Consider the following 17,160-nt stretch of genomic DNA (forward strand, 5'->3'; position numbering starts at 1 on the left):
CCTCTATTCCCAATTCCCTATTGTTAACTTTTAACTTTGAGCCTGATAATAAAACTTGCACCCTTACCAGGTTCACTGTTGGCTGTAATAGTTCCTTGATGTCGCTCAACGATTTTGCGACAGATGGCTAAACCGATACCAGTACCTTCGTATTCCGTGCGACCATGGAGCCGCTGAAATACGTTAAATATCCTGTCTAAATATTTTTCGTCAAAACCAATACCGTTATCTTCTATAAAGATTTCACAGTAATCAGAGATCAGCTGTTGATTTGTCAAAATTCTACTATAAATTTTTACCAATGGTGGTTCTGTTTCTCGGTGGAATTTCAGAGCATTGCCGATTAAATTTTGTAGCAATTGACGCATCTGGAGTGGATCGGCTTCGATGGTAGGTAATTCACCGATTTCTATCCGCGCTTTGGTTTGGGCAATAACTATTTCTAAGTCGGATAATACTTCATGAGTTATCTGTGCCAAATTTACCTGTACAAAAGGTTGTCCTTTGGTGGTTACTCGCGAAAGAGTGAGTATATCTTCAATCAAAGCCTGCATTCTTTGGGCTGCATTCTGCATTCGTTGCAGATAGTCGTATCCCTTATCTGTTAAGGCATTTTCACAGGTGGCTTTGAGGCGATCGCCAAATGCGATAATTTTACGCAATGGTTCTTGTAAGTCGTGGGAAGCAATAAAAGCAAATTGTTGTAACTCTTCGTTGGAACGAGTCAGTTCTTCTCGTTGACGGGTTTCTTGTTCTAACATTTTAGCTTGGGAAGCGGCTATACCAATTTGGTCGGCTAGTTGTTTTAATAATTCGGTTTCCCATTCATTCCATTCACGAGGACAAGCACATTGATGAGCAATTAGCAATCCCCAAAGTTGGTTTTGCGTGATAATCGGAACTACCAAGTTAGCTTTTACACTAAATCTTTGGAGTAATTCTAAATGACAAGGTTGAATATCGGCTTGCTCGATATCAGTAATGGCGCTAATCCTGCCTTGGCGGTATTTTTCGATATATTCTTTGCCAAAGCAAGGATCATTAATGTTCTGTCCATAAACTACGGGTAAACCCGGAACTACTGCTTCTTTAACGACTACTATGGAACCATCACTAAATATTCGGAGAATTAATACACGATCGGCATGAAGTAATTTCTGTACTTCCGTAACGCTGGTTTGGAGAATTTGATCGATTTGTAGAGAAGTGCGAATCTTGAGAGTGACATCAGCGAATAATTGCGATCGCAAGTTTTGCCGTATCAGTTCTTCTTGTACGCGCTTGCGTTCGGTAATATCCATCATCGCCCCAATCATCCGCACAGGTTTTCCTGTATCATCACGAACAACATAACCACGGTCAAAAATATCAGCGTAAGAACCATCTGCTTTGATAAAACGGTATTCATTAGCCCAAAATGGTTGAGCGCTTTCTATAACAGCGTGAATATCAGTAGCAATTCTGCTTCTATCTTCTGGATGTATATGTTCGTGCCACCAATCAGCATTATCTTCAACAGTTTGTATTGAGTAACCAAATAATGTTTGTACCGAATCATTCCACCAGACTTGATCGGTAAGTAAGTTCCAATCCCAAACAGCATCATTGGTAGCACGAGCGAGTATTTGAAAACGCTGTTCGCTTTGTCGTAGTTGCTCTTCTGCTAACTTACGTTCAGTAATATCCGTATGAGAACCCGCCATCCTTACTACATTGCCATCCGCGTCCCATAATGCTTGACCTCGATCTAAAATCCATTTATAAGTTCCATCTTTACAACGAAGGCGATGCTCGCTAATGTAAAAAGGGGTCTTATTGTCAAAATGGTTTTGAATAGTTTGCATTACCCAATCGATATCTTCAGGATGCACCCGACTTGACCATTCATCTAAATTATTTTTGATCTCTTGATCGGCATAACCGAGCATTTCTTTCCAGCGAGTCGAGAAAAAAACTTGATTAGTTTTGACATTCCAATCCCAAATACCATCATTAGTACCTTTGACTGCTAATTGCCAACGTTGTTCACTTTCTCTGAGGGCATCTTCCATCCGTTGACGTTCGATAGCTGTAGCTAAAACATTAGCGATTGCTTGTAAAAAAAATGTATCGTCTCTGCTAAATTTGCGTGGTTTTGTGGTATGCGCTCCCAAAATTCCGAAAGGGCTTTCTTTTCCGTGAATTATTACCGATAATCCGCTAACTACATTGTGTTCTAACAAGAATTGTGGCCCTTGAAAGCGGGTTTCATTGATTAAATCTTCGACAATTACAGCATCGGAGGAATTAATGGTATAAGCAGCTTGGGAATTTTCCGCAGCATTTATTATAGCTGTTCCCACAAGTCCAGAATGCCAACCTATTCCTGAACGCAACAGTAACTCATTACCCCCTGGCAATAATTCCAAGATTTTGGAATATTCTATATCAAGACATTGTGCAATGATGTTAACAGCTTGCTGCATCAAACTATTTAAATCCATTCGGGCGAGTGCTGCTTGAGAAAGTTCTGCAACCAATGCTTGTTGATTAGCGTGAACTTCCAAAGCTTGCTGTGCTGTTTTACTAGCAGTAATATCCATATCAATTCCCGACATTCGCACAGATTTTCCAGAGGAATTACGAAAAATTAAACCTTGAGAAGCCAACCAGCGAACAGTACCGTCGGGTAAAACCATACGATATTCAATATTGTATTCTTCTCCTTCTTGAATAGCACTCTGCACCGCTTGATCAATGAAATCTCTGTCTTGAGGATGAACAAAACTCAGAAAATTTTCATAGGTTTCATTCTTTAAACTGGTTTTATCAAATAACGCTTTAATAGTATCCGACCAAATTATTTTATTGCTAACGATATCCCAATCCCAAACACCCATATGAGCAGCGGACAATGCAATTCTTAACTGTGCTTCTTGCCACTGTGCTTGTTGCGTTTGCTGCCGCATTTTTTTCATTGTGTGATGAGCTTCTAATAAACGATGTACCCGTTGACGCAATACCAACCACTGAATCGGTTTAGTAATATAATCGGTAGCACCAGCATTAAACGCTTTTTCTACAGAACTTTGCTCGTAAAGAGCCGTAATCATTAATATGGGGATATCTTCCCCACCAGGAAGCTGACGCAAACGCTCACAACATTTAAAACCATCCATCCGTGGCATTAAAGCATCGAGCAAAACCATATCTGGTTGTAATTGAGTATAGACTGTCAAAGCCTCTTCCCCATTAATTGCTTCAGCTACCGAATATCCCGCCGATTTCAGCAATTCCCGCAACTGCATCCGCGTTAAATCATCATCATCTACAACTAGGATTAGATTTGTCATGACAATTGACCTTTGCCCTTTGACCTTTGCCCTTTGCCCTTTGCCCTTTGACCTTTTCTCCTTTATTTTAAAACCGAATGCAAAGCCGTTAATAACTCCCGTGCAGTATATGGTTTGGGTAAAAAAGCTGTATATTTAGAAGATTTATCATTTATGTTTTGTTCACTGGTTGGTAGTCCGCTGACAGCAATCATGCGTAAAGTAGGATTCATTCGATGTAATGTCTTTATAGTAGTTGTACCATCCATATTAGGCATCATCATATCAACTATTGCTGCACGAATTTGATTTTTATGCTGAGCATAAAGGGCGACTGCTTCAATTCCATCGTTGGCAGTCATTGCTTGATAATTGTACTGTTGTAAGGAAGTTGAAGTAATATCTCTAATTGACGGTTCGTCATCAACAACTAAAATTAATTCTCCATTTCCTACAGGTGTTGTCAAACATTCAGTTGTTTGGATTGCATTGCTTTGGGCTATTGGTAAGTAAGCTTCAAATTTTGTTCCTTTACCTACAGCACTAGATACATTAATAAATCCGTTATGACCTTTAATAATACCGATGACTGTGGATAAACCTAATCCTGTACCTTTACCAAATTCTTTGGTTGTGAAAAATGGCTCAAAAATTCTATCCAAGAATTCTGGAGTAACACCAATTCCCGTATCGGCAACGCTAATAACTACATAAGAACCAACTTTAGCATCAAGGTGCATTTTGGCATAGTTATCATCAATTATAATATTTTCGGCAGAAATGGTTAACTTCCCGCCGTTTGGCATCGCATCACGAGCATTTAGACACAGGTTCATTAATACTTGATGTAATTGGGTATTATCGCCGCATATATGCCATAAATCTTGTTGAATAGATTCATTAAATACAATTGATTTAGGAAAAGTTTGTTCAACAATTTGCTTCATTTCCCTAACCAATTCTGTCACCTGAATTATAGTGCGATCGCCCTCGATTCCTCTTGCAAATGACAACACTTGTTTTACTAGATTAGCACCGCGTTTGGCGTTGTTCTCCACGATTTCCAGCATGGAAATTTCTTTGTCGTTACGACTTTTATTTCTGAGCAACTGTACTGACATTAAAATCGGCGAAAGTACGTTGTTCAAATCGTGAGCAATACCGCTGGCTAAAGTACCAATACTTTCCATGCGTTGAGCGCGTAAAAATTGCTTTTCTAATTCTTTTTTCTGAGTAATATCTGTATCAACAGTTAAGATAGATTTGGGTCGTTGACGCTCATCTCTAACTAAAGTCCAACGACTTTCTACAATAATTTCTTTACCTGATTTACTGGTTTTTTTTAATTCACCTTGCCAAGAATCATGTATTAATACTTCATGATAAATATCTTGACACTTAGATGAGAAAACTTCCGGTTTTAAAAGTTCATAAGCATTTTGATTTATAGCTTCCTCTTCTGTCCAACCATAAACTTTCTCTGCACTTTTATTCCACAGTAAAATTTTGTGAGATAAATCTCGCATGATAATAGCGTCTGTTGCAATATCTAACAATGCTGCTTGCTCGCGTATTTGATGCTCTGTATGCTTACGGCTAGTAACATTTTCAAACATATATAGCCGCGCAAAATCTTGGTTATCCTGATTGTGAATTACTCTGGAAAAACGACGAATAGTTAGACCATCAGGTAACAAAATTTCATCTTCACAAATACATTTTTCAATCAAATCTGGTTGGCAAATTTTCACAAATCCTGGAAATTGAGATGTTAATTCGCAGCATTCTGCCACAATATCTTTGTGTTTTAGTTCTCCACTTTCTACTCGTTTTTTTAAATGCTCGATACCCCAGATTTCATAAAAACTTTGATTTGCATATAAAATCTTCCCAGTTCGTTTTTCTACTACATAAAACCCCAGGGGTGAAACGCTGGTTATCGAACGTAAAAGTGTTTCGTTCCAACGTAATTTTTCTTCTGCTTCCTTTCGTTGGGTAATATCATCAACTAAATAAGCAAATCTCTGATGTTCCGCAGAATTTGCAATGAGAGATACTTTCGCTTTTAGCCATTTCCTACCATCATTTGTATCGTAAGGATACTCAAAAGTTATAGAAGATTGAGTGCGTTCTGTTTGATGATAAAAATCAATCCATTGCTCGATCAACTGCCGTGAAATTCCCATATCGCTGACAAAACGATTTTGCATTTCTTCTGGAGTCAAATCTAAAAATTTTGCAGCCGCATTGTTACCAGAAAGATGCAGAATATTGTCGTCTTGCACTTCAACAATTCCCATCATCATCGGTGCGCTATCAAAAAAACTTTTGATAATACTTTCGCTTTGATCTAATGCTATTTTTGCTTGCTCATATTCTTGCTTTATATCAATTAATTTATTTAAACTTCTTCGTATTTCTAACTGCTTGATTACCAAACGGCTAATCGCTTCTAAGGATTTTATTTGTTCGCAATTAATTGAACGTGGTACCATGTCGATCGCGCATAAAGTTCCTACTACCTGCCCTTGAGGTGTTACTAAGGGTATACCAGCATAAAACCTTACATATGGTTCCGAAATCACCACAGGATTAGTGGCAAACCGCTCGTCAGCTAAAGTATCGGCAATAATTAAAGTCTCACCTAAAGTCACACACAAAGAACCAAACCCGATATTTCTAGGTATTTCTGACGCGCTCAACCCCACCTTTGCTTTAAACCACTGACGATTAGCATCAACGAAATTAATCAAAGCAATCGGTGTTCCTGCCACTTGCTTGGTTAACAAAACCAAATCATCAAAAGCTTGTTCGGGTGAAGTATCAAGAACTTTATACTCATATAAAGCTTTTAGCCGTAATGCTTCATTCTGAAAAACCTTCTTATCCATTAAATCTTTCCTACTATTGCTGAATTTTCTTTAGTTTGAGAAAAGCAAACTGCGATACAAAGTTCATTAATAGGGAAAAATTATCAAAGGTGGTTTAGGAAGGCTACTTGCGAAAAACTGATTTGCTAACATCATAGACAACTACATCCTCAGTTTGATTAAAGCTAGGGGAGCTTACTTGTAATAAAAACAATTAATCACCTGAAGCTTCAACCAGGGTGATTAATTTTCCGGGAAACAACTTCGGTAAAAGTCATTTATGTCAATTTATATAAATTATCTATAACTATCTACGACAGTAATATCGGCAATTTCGTTACACAAACCATAGTAATATGCCTTAAGGTAGATAGCAAAATCATCTTCCCATTTACGTATATTTACACAATAAAAAATTAAAATACGTATATTTTGGTATTTTATTCGATAAAATAAAAATAAATTATAAGTTATCGCTAAATTATTTATATCTTTATTCCCTAGCTCATAATTTCCTTAAATCAAAGACAATATAGTTAAATATTTAAATGTGATTCAAAAAAACTGATGAACTCCCTTGTTTCAAATGCCTTTACTGGTACAGTTAAGCCCAGCCCGGAAGATAACTTTGCTATTACCTTTGCACCCCTCTCACTGTCAAAAGTTTACAACCTAGCAGACCATCCAGCCAACGGTGCAATTGTGGTAATGAGTGGAACAGTACGCAATCAAACCGACGGAATACCAGTTATTTCTTTAGAATATCAAGCTTACGAACCAATGGCTTTGCGGGTATTTTATCAAATTGCAGCAGATATTCGCCAAAAATGGGCGGATACAAATCGTGTAGTCATTCATCATCGCACCGGACATTTACAAATTGGTGAAATCAGTGTTTTAGTGGCAGTTGGTTGTCCCCACCGTTCAGAAGCTTTCGCTGCTTGTGGTTACGCTATTGATACTCTCAAACATAATGCTCCCATCTGGAAAAAAGAACACAATCGCGATGGTTCTAGTAATTGGGTGAGTATTGGTGCTTGTGAACTAGAAAAGTAACTATAAGGTCTAAGGTCTAGGTTCAACTGTCCACTGTCAACTGTCAACTAAATATAAATTACTATTTCATAGCATTTCTTAATCAGAATCATTATTTTTATTTAGGTTTGTAACAGGAGTTTTACTTCTAAAGATTTATTCCTTTAGACTTATTTTTAATAGAAAAGTTTTTGTATAAACGTGCCATGCATTCAGTAAATTTTATCTGTCACGAATTTTTTGTAATGCTTTCGTTTGTTGCTTGCATTATCGGTTTAGTGTTGTTGTGGGATAGCAGTCAACTTGATAGCGAAATCCAGTTAAGCGAAACAATTTTGTTTAGAATGAGCTTTTCCTACTGGTTAGTTTACTGTGTTGCTTTTGGTATCGAAAAAATAGTTTTACCTGAATGGGAAGTTTTGGTAATGAGTTTGAAAATGACTACAGCTTTGTCATACTTTCTTACTTTTTCCTGCATTCTCTGCTTGCCATTACATAAATTTTCAGTTCGACAAATACAGGATTAAATAGTAGTTAATTGACAGTTGGCAGTGGAAAGTTGACAGTTGACAATTAATTATTAATTATTTATTCATCGCAACTGCGATCGCAACTTGTAATTCATCTTGTTCCAAGGTAGTCAGGATAAACACTTCTTGCACGGTTTTTCCTTGACGAGCGATAACTTTAAACCCACCTCGAATTGGAACAGACACCCGTAATTGCATATGAGGGGAATGACCTCTGACGCGGCTAATTTCTCCGGGTGTTATGGTTTGAATACTATCTTGGTTGCAGAGACGTTCGAGAATCGGTATCAGACCGTCAATATGAGTGGAATGATTCCAAACGAGTCTACCGTTTTTCTCACGGCTAGAAATTGCTTTAACAGATTTCGAGGTGGGTTTAGGCATTATTTTTACGCAGCCTCAAGAGGTGCCATTGTCAAACCAGCCCGACGTAATTGCTGGTGATATAATTCTGCGGGTTCTTGAGGTCCTACCCAGACAACGGCTTGTCCTTCATGATGGATCTGATTGGTCAATTCCCAAGCGCGATCGCCAGTCATTCCCGGAATATATTTGGTCAAACAATCGGCAACGTGTACAAATGTATTAAAGTCATCATTGAGAACAATAACTTTGTAGTTGGGATAGGGTTTGCGCTTAACCTCACTAATTCGATCGGGAGCTATAGTTGGTGCATTAGCCATCCCATAAAGATTGGCTGATATTTTGGTAACCATAAAAACTTTGCTACAGATTTTCATAAAAATACATCACAAGTAACTAGTTTAGTGCATTCTTAGCAGTCTATGGTTATTACTCCCTTCCCGACAAAAAATTACCGTTCAAAAAACTATTATAGATGCGCTCGAATAATCAGCAAAGAAATAGAGAAATAGGTAATTACCCAGCAGAAAGGGAGTAACGGTCTAATTATTTCCAATCATTCCAGTTTTCATTAAAAATTGAAGTATCCGGAAAAGCAGTTGGATTGTTATTTTGTTTTAACAAGCGTTGTAATTGAATTAACTGCGGTTCAATTCGAGGTAATTCATCGACCAATTCATAAGGTGCGATATTATTTTTCAACGCAAAAGCTGCTGTAGTTCCCGCAGCTGCACCCGCAGACCATTCAAAGGAATGTACACGATAAGCAGCAGCTGCAATGTGACTCGTAGCGATACTCTTACCAGCTACCAATAAATTATCAATTTTCTGGGGAATCATCGCTCGAAGTGCAATTTGGAATGGATAAGCTTGTCCTGCACCGCGTCTTTCACCTTCACGTTCAGTATTTCCTGGTGCTTCCGGAGGACTTTTTGTCATGCAGGGATGAAAATCGATTGCGTAATGTCCAATACCCACTGCATCGGGGAAAATAGTAGAACGAGTCCGTCGTGCTACATCTTCTGGGGGTTTTTTACCGCTAAGAACTGATATTGCTTCTAAACCTGCCAAAGAAGCTTTAAGTTTACGATACATTCTTGTAGGTAAAGTCTTGCGATAAAACTCGTCATTATAATCGCGGCGAGAAATATCAATTTCTTCGATAGAAAAGCCCCTAGGATGTGCGTAGCCAGGACGACCGATAATCCGCCTTCCTTCACGCATATAAGGATATTTAGACAATCCGTGTGCGGTTCCCATCGGAGAATCTAAACCTTTAACATAGCGGTGATTTGGATGAAGTTGCTTCACTCCTTCGCCAAGTTGAGAATCAGTAGTTCCTGCAACCAGCCAGTAAAAATAACCTATAGAAATTTCCTCTCCTTTACGTAAAGCATCTGTTCGCAGTCCTCCCATCCAGCCACCAGGTTGCAATTGTCCGCTGGCTTCGAGTTGCCCACGAGTATAAATTAGATTATCTTGCGCGGTTCCCGGACGGTAATCGTTACCCCAAGTCCAGTTTTGCATGGAAATGTCTCCGGGTGTAGGAGCGCTAAAATTGATACCGCCGAATTTCATTGGTTCCCCTGTTTGAGGACTCCAAATACGACGATAAGTAAAGACTAAAGGAAAGCTGGCTAAACGTTGTAATTCATAACTATAGTAAGGAGAATATTGAGGATAAAAGCTTGGCATTTCGTTTTGCTGAGGCTCTTTTGTAGCCTCCATTGCAAAGGTGTAAGTAAAACCTTGTGTACAGTAAGGGTCATTGCTTGCACTAGAAGAAGAAGGTTCTAAATAAGAACGCTCATCAATCCCAAGACGATAGGGAACATCCGCAAGTCCGATAATTTCTCCAGTTTCGCTAGCATCTATCACATACCAGTTGGGAGCATCGCCTTTTTTTGCTTGTTTGGGAACAAAGCGAATAATAGATTTATTAAAACGCGAAGAATTTTCATAGGTATAAGCATCTTCGATGGTTTGAGACAAGGTAAAAGTATTGAGTGGAGGCTGACCATTGGCACTTTTATGTTGAATACCATAAGCACCATCAATTATTTTTCCACTGCTAGTAGTTTCGAGTTCCTTAATAACAGTATTAGGAAACCATTGCAGCTTACCTCTACCTTTTCTTTGAGCATCTTTGAGCATCGAAACCAACACTTGATGACCGTCACCAGGAAGGAAACAAGAATCGCTTACCCAACAGTCACCGGGGTTAAGTTGACCGTAAGTTTTGTTGATGCGTTCTCGTAACTCTAAATAGCCGCGAGAATAAAATAACTTTTGCCGTTGGGTTGGACGTTCATCAAGTGCAGATGTTCCTTGAGAAGAAATTTGTCCTCCCATCCAGTCAGTTATTTCTGTTAAACAAACCTCTTTTCCTGCAAGTAAACCTTCATAAGCGGTAGCAATCCCGGATAATCCACCACCCACTACTAAGATGTCACATTTTACAGTTTTATCTGGGTTTCTTGGTGGTGCCGCAATAACAGATAATGGGGTAAAAAATGAAAGAAAAATCGAGCAAACATTAAGTAGAGACAGCTGGCGTTTCATTATTAGCAAATTCCATTCAATTCCTACAACAGTCTTAGACGCTACCATTGCGGAAATGTTTACCGCAAGCGTTTAAACAAGAAAATAAAGTATCTTGAAATACAATCAAGCTACGTTTATTTTCGTAATATTATATAATGCACCATAACGTGTCTTCTGAATTGGGGATGTTTTGAAGAAAACATTTTTTCTTGTATTTCTTGTCTCCTCAAAAATACTTGGAGGGTTATGTTTGATGAAAAGAAAAATTGCGAGTCATAAAAACCCGACTTTTTACCCACGCAAAAGACATAAATCTATTTTTATAGATTAAAAAAATCAGTTTTTTACTGTATATGATTAGAATAGATACAAGATAATCGACGACTATTTTCTATTTTTGTTCTCAACGAACAGATTTTTATTTGACGAAGGTATATTATAGTTATTAATTTCTTCTCCCAGCTGAAAATTCCTAATTTATTATGCTTGGTTTATTTTATAAGCCAAGCATTTATTTATATTTATACTCTTAACAAAGATTACCCAACTGTAACGATTTAAGAAAGACGATTATATGATATTTTATCTCTTCATTAATTGTAGATATCTCCTATGGAAAGAGAGATATCAAAATTATTATCGCTGTTTGTGCTTTACCCAATATTTAATCATTTATTCAAGACATTGAAAATATGAATACTCGAATATCATATTTTTAATAATTCTGAAATAGTTTTTATTTATATCATCAACTCATTAAATAAATATGATAAGTTTTCTTGATTTTTGAAATTAAAAAACAACTTATTTTCATGTTCTTTTATCAATCAATTCAAAAAAACGATGTTTTTGAGTATCCGTGCTGATTTGTTTATCATTTGGACAGGGTTAATAATTAAGAATATAAGATGCTTGACAACTTGAGAAATAAAATATAAATGTATTCAAGTTAGCGAATACAACATTAAAACAAAAAAATGTTGTAGATAGGAAACACTATATATAATGGGCGAGTCTATTTTTTTTACTAGGCAATAAACAATGTTTATAGATATATGAATAACCAAGTCAGCGTCGCTAATTCTGGAAAAAGATTGTTATCTTCAATTTTTGAAGGTATTAAGGCTAATTTTGCATTGAAGATGGCTCTAGGTATTGCTAGTGCTGTTCCGCTAGCTTTTACTTCCATAGCAGAAGCCGCACAAGTACAAATAGTTCCATCGTCACCCAAATTAGGCGAAACAATATCAGTCTTAGTAACTCCTGACAACCCCGCAAATGGTCAGAATTTACAAGTTACTAGTGACGGAGAAACTTATCCAGTATTTGAAGTTGCACCAAATCAGTATCGTGCTTTTATTCCCACTACTCCATTACAAAAATCTGGAAGAAGAGTAATTCGAGTCTCTGGTGATGGAACAACCCGAAACTTGGCTGTATGGGTAAATAATCGTAGATTTCCTGTTCAAAGAATTAGTTTACCCCCTGGCAAAGCTGGTGTAAAAGCGACACAACTCGAACTCGATCGGGCAAAAGCTTTTAAAGCGATTCTTACACCAGAAAAATATTGGAACGGTGCCTTCACCAGACCTAATAATTCACGCATCAGTACAGTATATGGTGTACGTCGCTACTATAATGGTAAATTTGCACAGGACTACTACCATCGTGGGCTTGATTACGCAGGTGGTACTGGTTCACCCGTAGTTGCACCAGCAGCTGGTCGGGTTACTTTAGTAGGTACAGTATCCCAAGGTTTCCGAGTTCACGGTAATACAGTTGGTATTGATCACGGACAAGGAGTAACCAGCATTTTTCTGCACTTAAATAGCATTAACGTCAAAGAAGGTGACATGGTTCAACAAGGTCAACTGATTGGCGGGATTGGTTCTACTGGAGCTTCAACAGGTCCCCATTTACACTGGGGTTTATACGTGAACGGACAATCTATTGATCCATCACCATGGCTAGTTGGTGGAATTAAGTAATTAAGATGTTATTTGTTACTTTTGTCAGTAAAATGTGTATTGTTTGTGAGTAAAATAACAAATTGAGTTGGTACCGTCCTACCTTGCTTGGTGGCTGATAATAAAATGAGCGTTATGAGTATCGAAAAAATTGTAGAACAGGCTCTCCAGGATGGTTATCTAACACCAGCAATGGAAGCTGAAGTTGGGCGCATCTGCGACAATGCCTCTGAACTCTCCATCGAAGAGTATATGGCACTTGATAGATTAATGGGGGCATTGTTAACTGGTGAGGTAGTGGCGGTGCCTCGAAAACAATTCATTAATGTTATGGAAGAGTTGGTATTGACAGAGGCAATTGCGCGAGTAGCTGAAATCGAAGCCACTAGCGAAAGCTCCCTTGATGTAGGAGATATAGCCGCTTATGCTCTTAACCGTCTTCCACCTTTGTACGCGACGACTGAAGAAGGTGCTACTTACCAACGTCAAAGAGCCAAAGCAGAACTTCAAGAATTTATTTCCCAACAAGTAGGAGAAGCCATTTCTCGTTATCTTGATAGACCTAATTTCTTCCCCGAACGTCAAGCTATTGGTAAAAACTCTGGTAACGAAGTTTTGCGTCAAGTTAGCACTTTACTTCAAGCTTACGCACCAAATTTTGAGCAAAAAAGTTAAAAATAAAAGGCAAGAGGCAAAAAGCAAAAGGCAAAAGGTATTTATGTCAACTGTCAACTGTCAACTGTCATTTACGTACCTCCACTGCTACTCCTAAGTCTATTTGTTCATAAAGTAAGCGAACATCGGAATTACGCATTCTTAAACACCCGTGAGATACCGGGCTTCCTACTAGATCCGATTCCGGTGTTCCGTGAAAACCAATTTCGTTGTGTCCATCTGACCAAAACCCAATCCAACGTTCTCCCAAAGGACTGTTTGGGCCTGCTGCAAAAACTTTACCAGTAATTGGGTGTTTCCATGCGGGGTAATGCTGCATATGCAACACCTCAAAAGTCCCTGTAGGAGTTTCCCAACCTTTTTTCCCCACACCAATAGGATAACTAGCGATAACCGTATTTTGACGATATACATAAGCTCGGCGATCGCCTAAATCTACAACTACTTTTTTTTCCAAAGATGCATTATTAAGACGTTTTGCTTCGGATTGCTGTGGAGATGCGGCTTGTGTCTTTGATGGCAATTTAGATTTAGGTAAAGATTCTTCTGTTACATCTTTCTCCAGGGATACAAAATCTCTAATTTGTCGTGCGAAAAAATCAAATGGTTCGTTAGTACTAACTCTACTCGAATCTTTAACAGTGTTGGGCATGGAAGTACTAATTCGCCAATGTAGAGTTAGAGATAAAATTGCCGTACCGAAGCACAGCAACATCACTATACGCGCTAAAGAATCATTTCGTACCATGTTTTGCTTCCCTAAAGCTTCCTATACACAGCTTATATTCCTTTTAACTAATCATAGTCGGTGTAAGTCTCATCAAACATTTACAAACTCTTATAAGTTTATTTACTAATTTAACGTGTATGTGCGGGCAAACTAAAGCTATGCCGATTTATGTCATTACTTGTAGAACAAAAAAACTTCAGGCAATAGATAAATATCCGGAACTATTGGGGTCTAATTACCAATCATTAACTTGGAGAGTGGGAGATAAAATCATGTTAGAAAAATTATTACTCGCAATCAGCATTACATTTTCATTGAATGTGTTCATGCAAATTCAAGTACCGCTACGAAACGATTCTGAGGATATTTATGCTCCTCAAGTAGATAGAACCCCTCAAATTCTGGTAAGAATGCTACAAAAATAAATATTCCTGATTTCTTGAGAAATAAGAATATGTTTAGTTTTGTAGTTTATTAAACAAAAATAAAAATCAGACTTGCTTCTCAACATTCATAAAAATACTTGATGAATAAAACAAACTAAATAGTACTATTGTTCGCAATTAAATTAAGTCTAGTTTAATTACAATCAATTTCATTTTTTACTTATTTCTTTTACTACAGGGATAAAATTATATGAAAGAAAATCATTTACACAAATCATTATCGGTAACATTAAGTGTGAGTTTCCAACAAGATGATATAGATATTATCATCCTACAACAAGGCAATTATTGTATTGGCACTTCCAAAGCATTTTTGCTTATATGAAGCAATATTTGTCAGAAAGTTATTGATATCTGGAACAACAGCCCTTTTATTGACATATTCTTAACCGTAATTTTACTTAAGTTTAGGTTTAATAATTGTTCCAGTTGAAAATCCGTCACTTTGAAGAGGAACTAACTGCATCATTGAGGGTCTAATAGATAGGGATGATTTAAAGCCAGTATAGATATATGAGTCAATCGATTGCTGCATCCTGGTCTACGCTCGATGCCAGGTTTCCGGAAACACCAGTAGAAGTAGATAAACTTTCAAACCACGATCTGATCTTGCGATGTCAGACTGGTGTACGCCCCGAACGTACTGCTTTTGCAGAACTAATGCGTCGCTATCAATCGCAAGTAGATCGAGTTTTATATCATTTAGCTCCTGACTGGTCGGATCGAGCCGATTTAGCTCAGGAGGTTTGGATTAGAGTTTTTCGGAATGTTGCTCGATTGCAAGATCCAAGTAAATTCCGGGGCTGGTTGAGCCGTATTGCGACAAACTTGTTTTATGACGAGTTACGCAAACGCAAGCGAGTTGTTAGTCCTTTATCACTCGATGCTCCTCGTACTTTGGACGATGGGGAAATGGATTGGGAAATTGCTGGTGATACTCCCGGCCCAGAGGAAGAACTGACAACAAGAGAATTTTACGAGCAACTGCGCTTGGCGATCGCCGATTTACCAGAAGTATTTCGGACTACTATTGTGTTGCGAGAAATTGAAGGTTTAGCATACGAAGAAATTGCCGAAATTACTGGTGTTTCTTTAGGAACGGTGAAGTCAAGGATTGCCAGAGCAAGAACTAGACTGCAAAGCCAATTACAAACTTATGTAGAAAGCTAAGTTGTAATATTCCTTCTCACATTTAAACTAAAATCCTTCGATTAATTTTCAACCAATATTAAATTAAGAGTAAGCGCTATTCTACGGGAACAGAATTCATAGTTCGGAATTCATAATTCATAATGGGAATTTAAAGTGTAGATTTATATTACACAAAAATTATTGAGACCTAAACCGATGTTTTGGGCAATGAATTGAACCCGTAATTTTAAATATTCCTCCTGAACTGCTTGACTCCTTAACATTTGACTAATTGTTAAAAAACATATAGTGCGTCTGCCGTTGGAAGAAAATTCTCGTAAATTCTCAAGCTTGCCCGCTGTGTATATCCGTGTATTAATTGGTAATAATGTTAAGATGAATACAGAATATCACTTTGACGATTCCAGTTTGCAAAATCAGCAACAGGAATTGGAGCATGGGAACGAACCCAATACCAATAATAAATTAACGGGTGCTAAGAATATGTTGAAGCGCGATCGCTTCGAGTTGTTGAGTGCTTACCTTGATGGTGAGGTAACAGCTGCCGAACGTAGACAAGTGGAAGAGTGGTTGGAAAATGACCCCTCAGTCAAAAATTTGCACGCACGGCTTTTATCACTGCGGCAAGGCTTGCGGAATCTTCCAATACCGCAGTCAGAAAAATCAATAGAAGAAACAGTTGATGGAGTAATGGCACGTTTACGCCGTCGAAGCAAAAGAGTTTGGATGTTCGGAGGTGCTGCCGTTGCTGCCTGCCTTATCGGTTCGCTATCGAGTTTAATTCCTAATGGTGAAGTGGGGACGTTCAAGATAGCTGGGAAAGCTTTAAAGCAAGTAGAAGAAACTCCTTCAACAGAAATTGCGTCCTTACCGATGGTTGCCTTGAACCAACCACTGATACAAATACCTAAAGCAACTCAAAATCTATCCCAAGAATATGACAAATATAATTAATTAATGTGTTTACAGAAAATAAACTGTAAAACCTTAATTTTTTGTAGGGTAAGAAGTGGGGTTTTGACCGAAAATATCCATAGCACGCTTGTAACAGTAATAAAAACCCGACTTTTCTCCTCTAACGGGGTATATTTTTTATTTCTTCAGCACTCCACCATCCATCAATTTGGGGAGTGCCTTTTAATTGGCAAATTTGCTCAATAGTCATGAAATAAACCCAAGCTAAACCAAGAGAATGATTTTCTAAATCAAATACTTCAACTTCTTTGCGATTGTAGAGGTTTTCTGACATCGGTTTTTGAGGATGGTAGTCTTCAAGTTGATCAAGATTATTCAAAACTTCATTGTTAGCAAACGAGAGTAAATATCCGTAAACGAAATTATTTCCTTGGGTGATGGCTGGGTATCCTTGAGGAAGCGCATATAATTCACCACGAACGTAAGCTTTTGTTGCGTTTATTATTTGATTAGAACAATAACATTCATAATATGCTTCACCTGGTTTGAGGGTGCCATAGACAAATACCTGTAGCAACTCAGAATTTTTTTGTTTACACATAATTAGTTGACAGTTCTTATT

At 37.8% G+C, this 17,160-nt stretch carries 14 protein-coding genes; 7 read left to right on the forward strand and 7 right to left on the reverse strand.

Going from position 1 to position 17,160, the window contains the following annotated elements; translation table 11 throughout:
* Positions 1 to 23 precede the first annotated feature (23 nt).
* Both IQ247_RS25950 and IQ247_RS25955 read right to left on the reverse strand, forming a co-directional pair.
* Positions 24 to 3,332, reverse strand: a complete 3,309-nt coding sequence (locus IQ247_RS25950) for a PAS domain-containing protein (protein WP_193924378.1) — start codon at positions 3,330 to 3,332, stop codon at positions 24 to 26.
* A gap of 62 nt (positions 3,333 to 3,394) precedes the next feature.
* Positions 3,395 to 6,202, reverse strand: coding sequence for a PAS domain S-box protein (locus IQ247_RS25955; protein WP_193924380.1), 2,808 nt, complete (start codon positions 6,200 to 6,202; stop codon positions 3,395 to 3,397).
* A gap of 546 nt (positions 6,203 to 6,748) precedes the next feature.
* On the opposite strand from IQ247_RS25955, the gene IQ247_RS25960 reads away from it, so the two are divergent.
* Positions 6,749 to 7,237 (forward strand): molybdenum cofactor biosynthesis protein MoaE, encoded by a 489-nt coding sequence (locus IQ247_RS25960; protein WP_193924382.1) that lies wholly within the window; start codon positions 6,749 to 6,751, stop codon positions 7,235 to 7,237.
* Between the two features lie 185 nt (positions 7,238 to 7,422).
* Positions 7,423 to 7,743, forward strand: a complete 321-nt coding sequence (locus tag IQ247_RS25965; RefSeq protein WP_193924384.1) for a hypothetical protein — start codon at positions 7,423 to 7,425, stop codon at positions 7,741 to 7,743.
* 57 nt (positions 7,744 to 7,800) lie between these two features.
* Here the strand turns inward: IQ247_RS25965 and IQ247_RS25970 are convergent, their stop codons facing one another.
* The 3 genes from IQ247_RS25970 to IQ247_RS25980 all read right to left on the reverse strand — a co-directional run bounded on the left by IQ247_RS25970 (position 7,801) and on the right by IQ247_RS25980 (position 10,671).
* On the reverse strand, positions 7,801 to 8,130 hold the full coding sequence (locus tag IQ247_RS25970) for a DUF2103 domain-containing protein (protein ID WP_193924385.1): 330 nt from the start codon (positions 8,128 to 8,130) through the stop codon (positions 7,801 to 7,803).
* A 5-nt stretch (positions 8,131 to 8,135) separates the two neighbouring features.
* Positions 8,136 to 8,429 carry an ATP-dependent Clp protease adapter ClpS gene (clpS, locus tag IQ247_RS25975; protein ID WP_322745576.1) on the reverse strand — a complete coding sequence of 98 codons (294 nt, stop codon included), beginning with the start codon at positions 8,427 to 8,429 and terminating at the stop codon, positions 8,136 to 8,138.
* A gap of 226 nt (positions 8,430 to 8,655) precedes the next feature.
* The gene (locus IQ247_RS25980) at positions 8,656 to 10,671 is read right to left on the reverse strand and encodes an FAD-dependent oxidoreductase (RefSeq protein WP_193924387.1); all 2,016 of its coding nucleotides are present in this window, start codon (positions 10,669 to 10,671) and stop codon (positions 8,656 to 8,658) included.
* Positions 10,672 to 11,708: 1,037 nt separating this feature from the next.
* Here IQ247_RS25980 and IQ247_RS25985 point away from each other — a divergent pair.
* Complete coding sequence (locus IQ247_RS25985; RefSeq protein WP_193924389.1) at positions 11,709 to 12,641, forward strand: M23 family metallopeptidase; 933 nt, start codon at positions 11,709 to 11,711, stop codon at positions 12,639 to 12,641.
* A 114-nt stretch (positions 12,642 to 12,755) separates the two neighbouring features.
* Positions 12,756 to 13,295 (forward strand): late competence development ComFB family protein, encoded by a 540-nt coding sequence (locus IQ247_RS25990; RefSeq protein WP_193924391.1) that lies wholly within the window; start codon positions 12,756 to 12,758, stop codon positions 13,293 to 13,295.
* Between the two features lie 67 nt (positions 13,296 to 13,362).
* Here the strand turns inward: IQ247_RS25990 and IQ247_RS25995 are convergent, their stop codons facing one another.
* Positions 13,363 to 14,043, reverse strand: coding sequence for a L,D-transpeptidase (locus IQ247_RS25995; RefSeq protein ID WP_193924392.1), 681 nt, complete (start codon positions 14,041 to 14,043; stop codon positions 13,363 to 13,365).
* Positions 14,044 to 14,162: 119 nt separating this feature from the next.
* Here IQ247_RS25995 and IQ247_RS32850 point away from each other — a divergent pair, with 119 nt between their 5' ends.
* The 3 genes from IQ247_RS32850 (at position 14,163) to IQ247_RS26010 (ending at position 16,577) form a co-directional block, all read left to right on the forward strand.
* Complete coding sequence (locus IQ247_RS32850) at positions 14,163 to 14,450, forward strand: QAALIT motif small membrane protein (protein WP_228060044.1); 288 nt, start codon at positions 14,163 to 14,165, stop codon at positions 14,448 to 14,450.
* A gap of 534 nt (positions 14,451 to 14,984) precedes the next feature.
* The gene (gene sigG, locus IQ247_RS26005) at positions 14,985 to 15,641 is read left to right on the forward strand and encodes an RNA polymerase sigma factor SigG (protein WP_193924394.1); all 657 of its coding nucleotides are present in this window, start codon (positions 14,985 to 14,987) and stop codon (positions 15,639 to 15,641) included.
* Between the two features lie 357 nt (positions 15,642 to 15,998).
* Positions 15,999 to 16,577, forward strand: coding sequence for an anti-sigma factor family protein (locus IQ247_RS26010; RefSeq protein ID WP_193924395.1), 579 nt, complete (start codon positions 15,999 to 16,001; stop codon positions 16,575 to 16,577).
* Between the two features lie 121 nt (positions 16,578 to 16,698).
* Here the strand turns inward: IQ247_RS26010 and IQ247_RS26015 are convergent.
* The coding region (locus IQ247_RS26015; protein WP_322745575.1) for a gamma-glutamylcyclotransferase family protein at positions 16,699 to 17,160 on the reverse strand (462 nt) is incomplete at its 5' end.

Source organism: Plectonema cf. radiosum LEGE 06105 (assembly GCF_015207665.1).
Taxonomy (GTDB): Bacteria; Cyanobacteriota; Cyanobacteriia; order Cyanobacteriales; family Nostocaceae; genus Rivularia; species Rivularia radiosa_A.

Bases quoted from the DNA above. Each gene is read 5' to 3' on its own strand.
- IQ247_RS25950 (WP_193924378.1), bottom strand. From the start codon at position 3,332: ATGACAAATCTAATCCTAGTTGTAGATGATGATGATTTAACGCGGATG.
- IQ247_RS25955 (WP_193924380.1), bottom strand. From the start codon at position 6,202: ATGGATAAGAAGGTTTTTCAGAATGAAGCATTACGGCTAAAAGCTTTA.
- IQ247_RS25960 (WP_193924382.1), top strand. From the start codon at position 6,749: ATGAACTCCCTTGTTTCAAATGCCTTTACTGGTACAGTTAAGCCCAGC.
- IQ247_RS25965 (WP_193924384.1), top strand. From the start codon at position 7,423: ATGCATTCAGTAAATTTTATCTGTCACGAATTTTTTGTAATGCTTTCG.
- IQ247_RS25970 (WP_193924385.1), bottom strand. From the start codon at position 8,130: ATGCCTAAACCCACCTCGAAATCTGTTAAAGCAATTTCTAGCCGTGAG.
- clpS (WP_322745576.1), bottom strand. From the start codon at position 8,429: ATGGCTAATGCACCAACTATAGCTCCCGATCGAATTAGTGAGGTTAAG.
- IQ247_RS25980 (WP_193924387.1), bottom strand. From the start codon at position 10,671: ATGAAACGCCAGCTGTCTCTACTTAATGTTTGCTCGATTTTTCTTTCA.
- IQ247_RS25985 (WP_193924389.1), top strand. From the start codon at position 11,709: ATGAATAACCAAGTCAGCGTCGCTAATTCTGGAAAAAGATTGTTATCT.
- IQ247_RS25990 (WP_193924391.1), top strand. From the start codon at position 12,756: ATGAGTATCGAAAAAATTGTAGAACAGGCTCTCCAGGATGGTTATCTA.
- IQ247_RS25995 (WP_193924392.1), bottom strand. From the start codon at position 14,043: ATGGTACGAAATGATTCTTTAGCGCGTATAGTGATGTTGCTGTGCTTC.
- IQ247_RS32850 (WP_228060044.1), top strand. From the start codon at position 14,163: ATGTGCGGGCAAACTAAAGCTATGCCGATTTATGTCATTACTTGTAGA.
- sigG (WP_193924394.1), top strand. From the start codon at position 14,985: ATGAGTCAATCGATTGCTGCATCCTGGTCTACGCTCGATGCCAGGTTT.
- IQ247_RS26010 (WP_193924395.1), top strand. From the start codon at position 15,999: ATGAATACAGAATATCACTTTGACGATTCCAGTTTGCAAAATCAGCAA.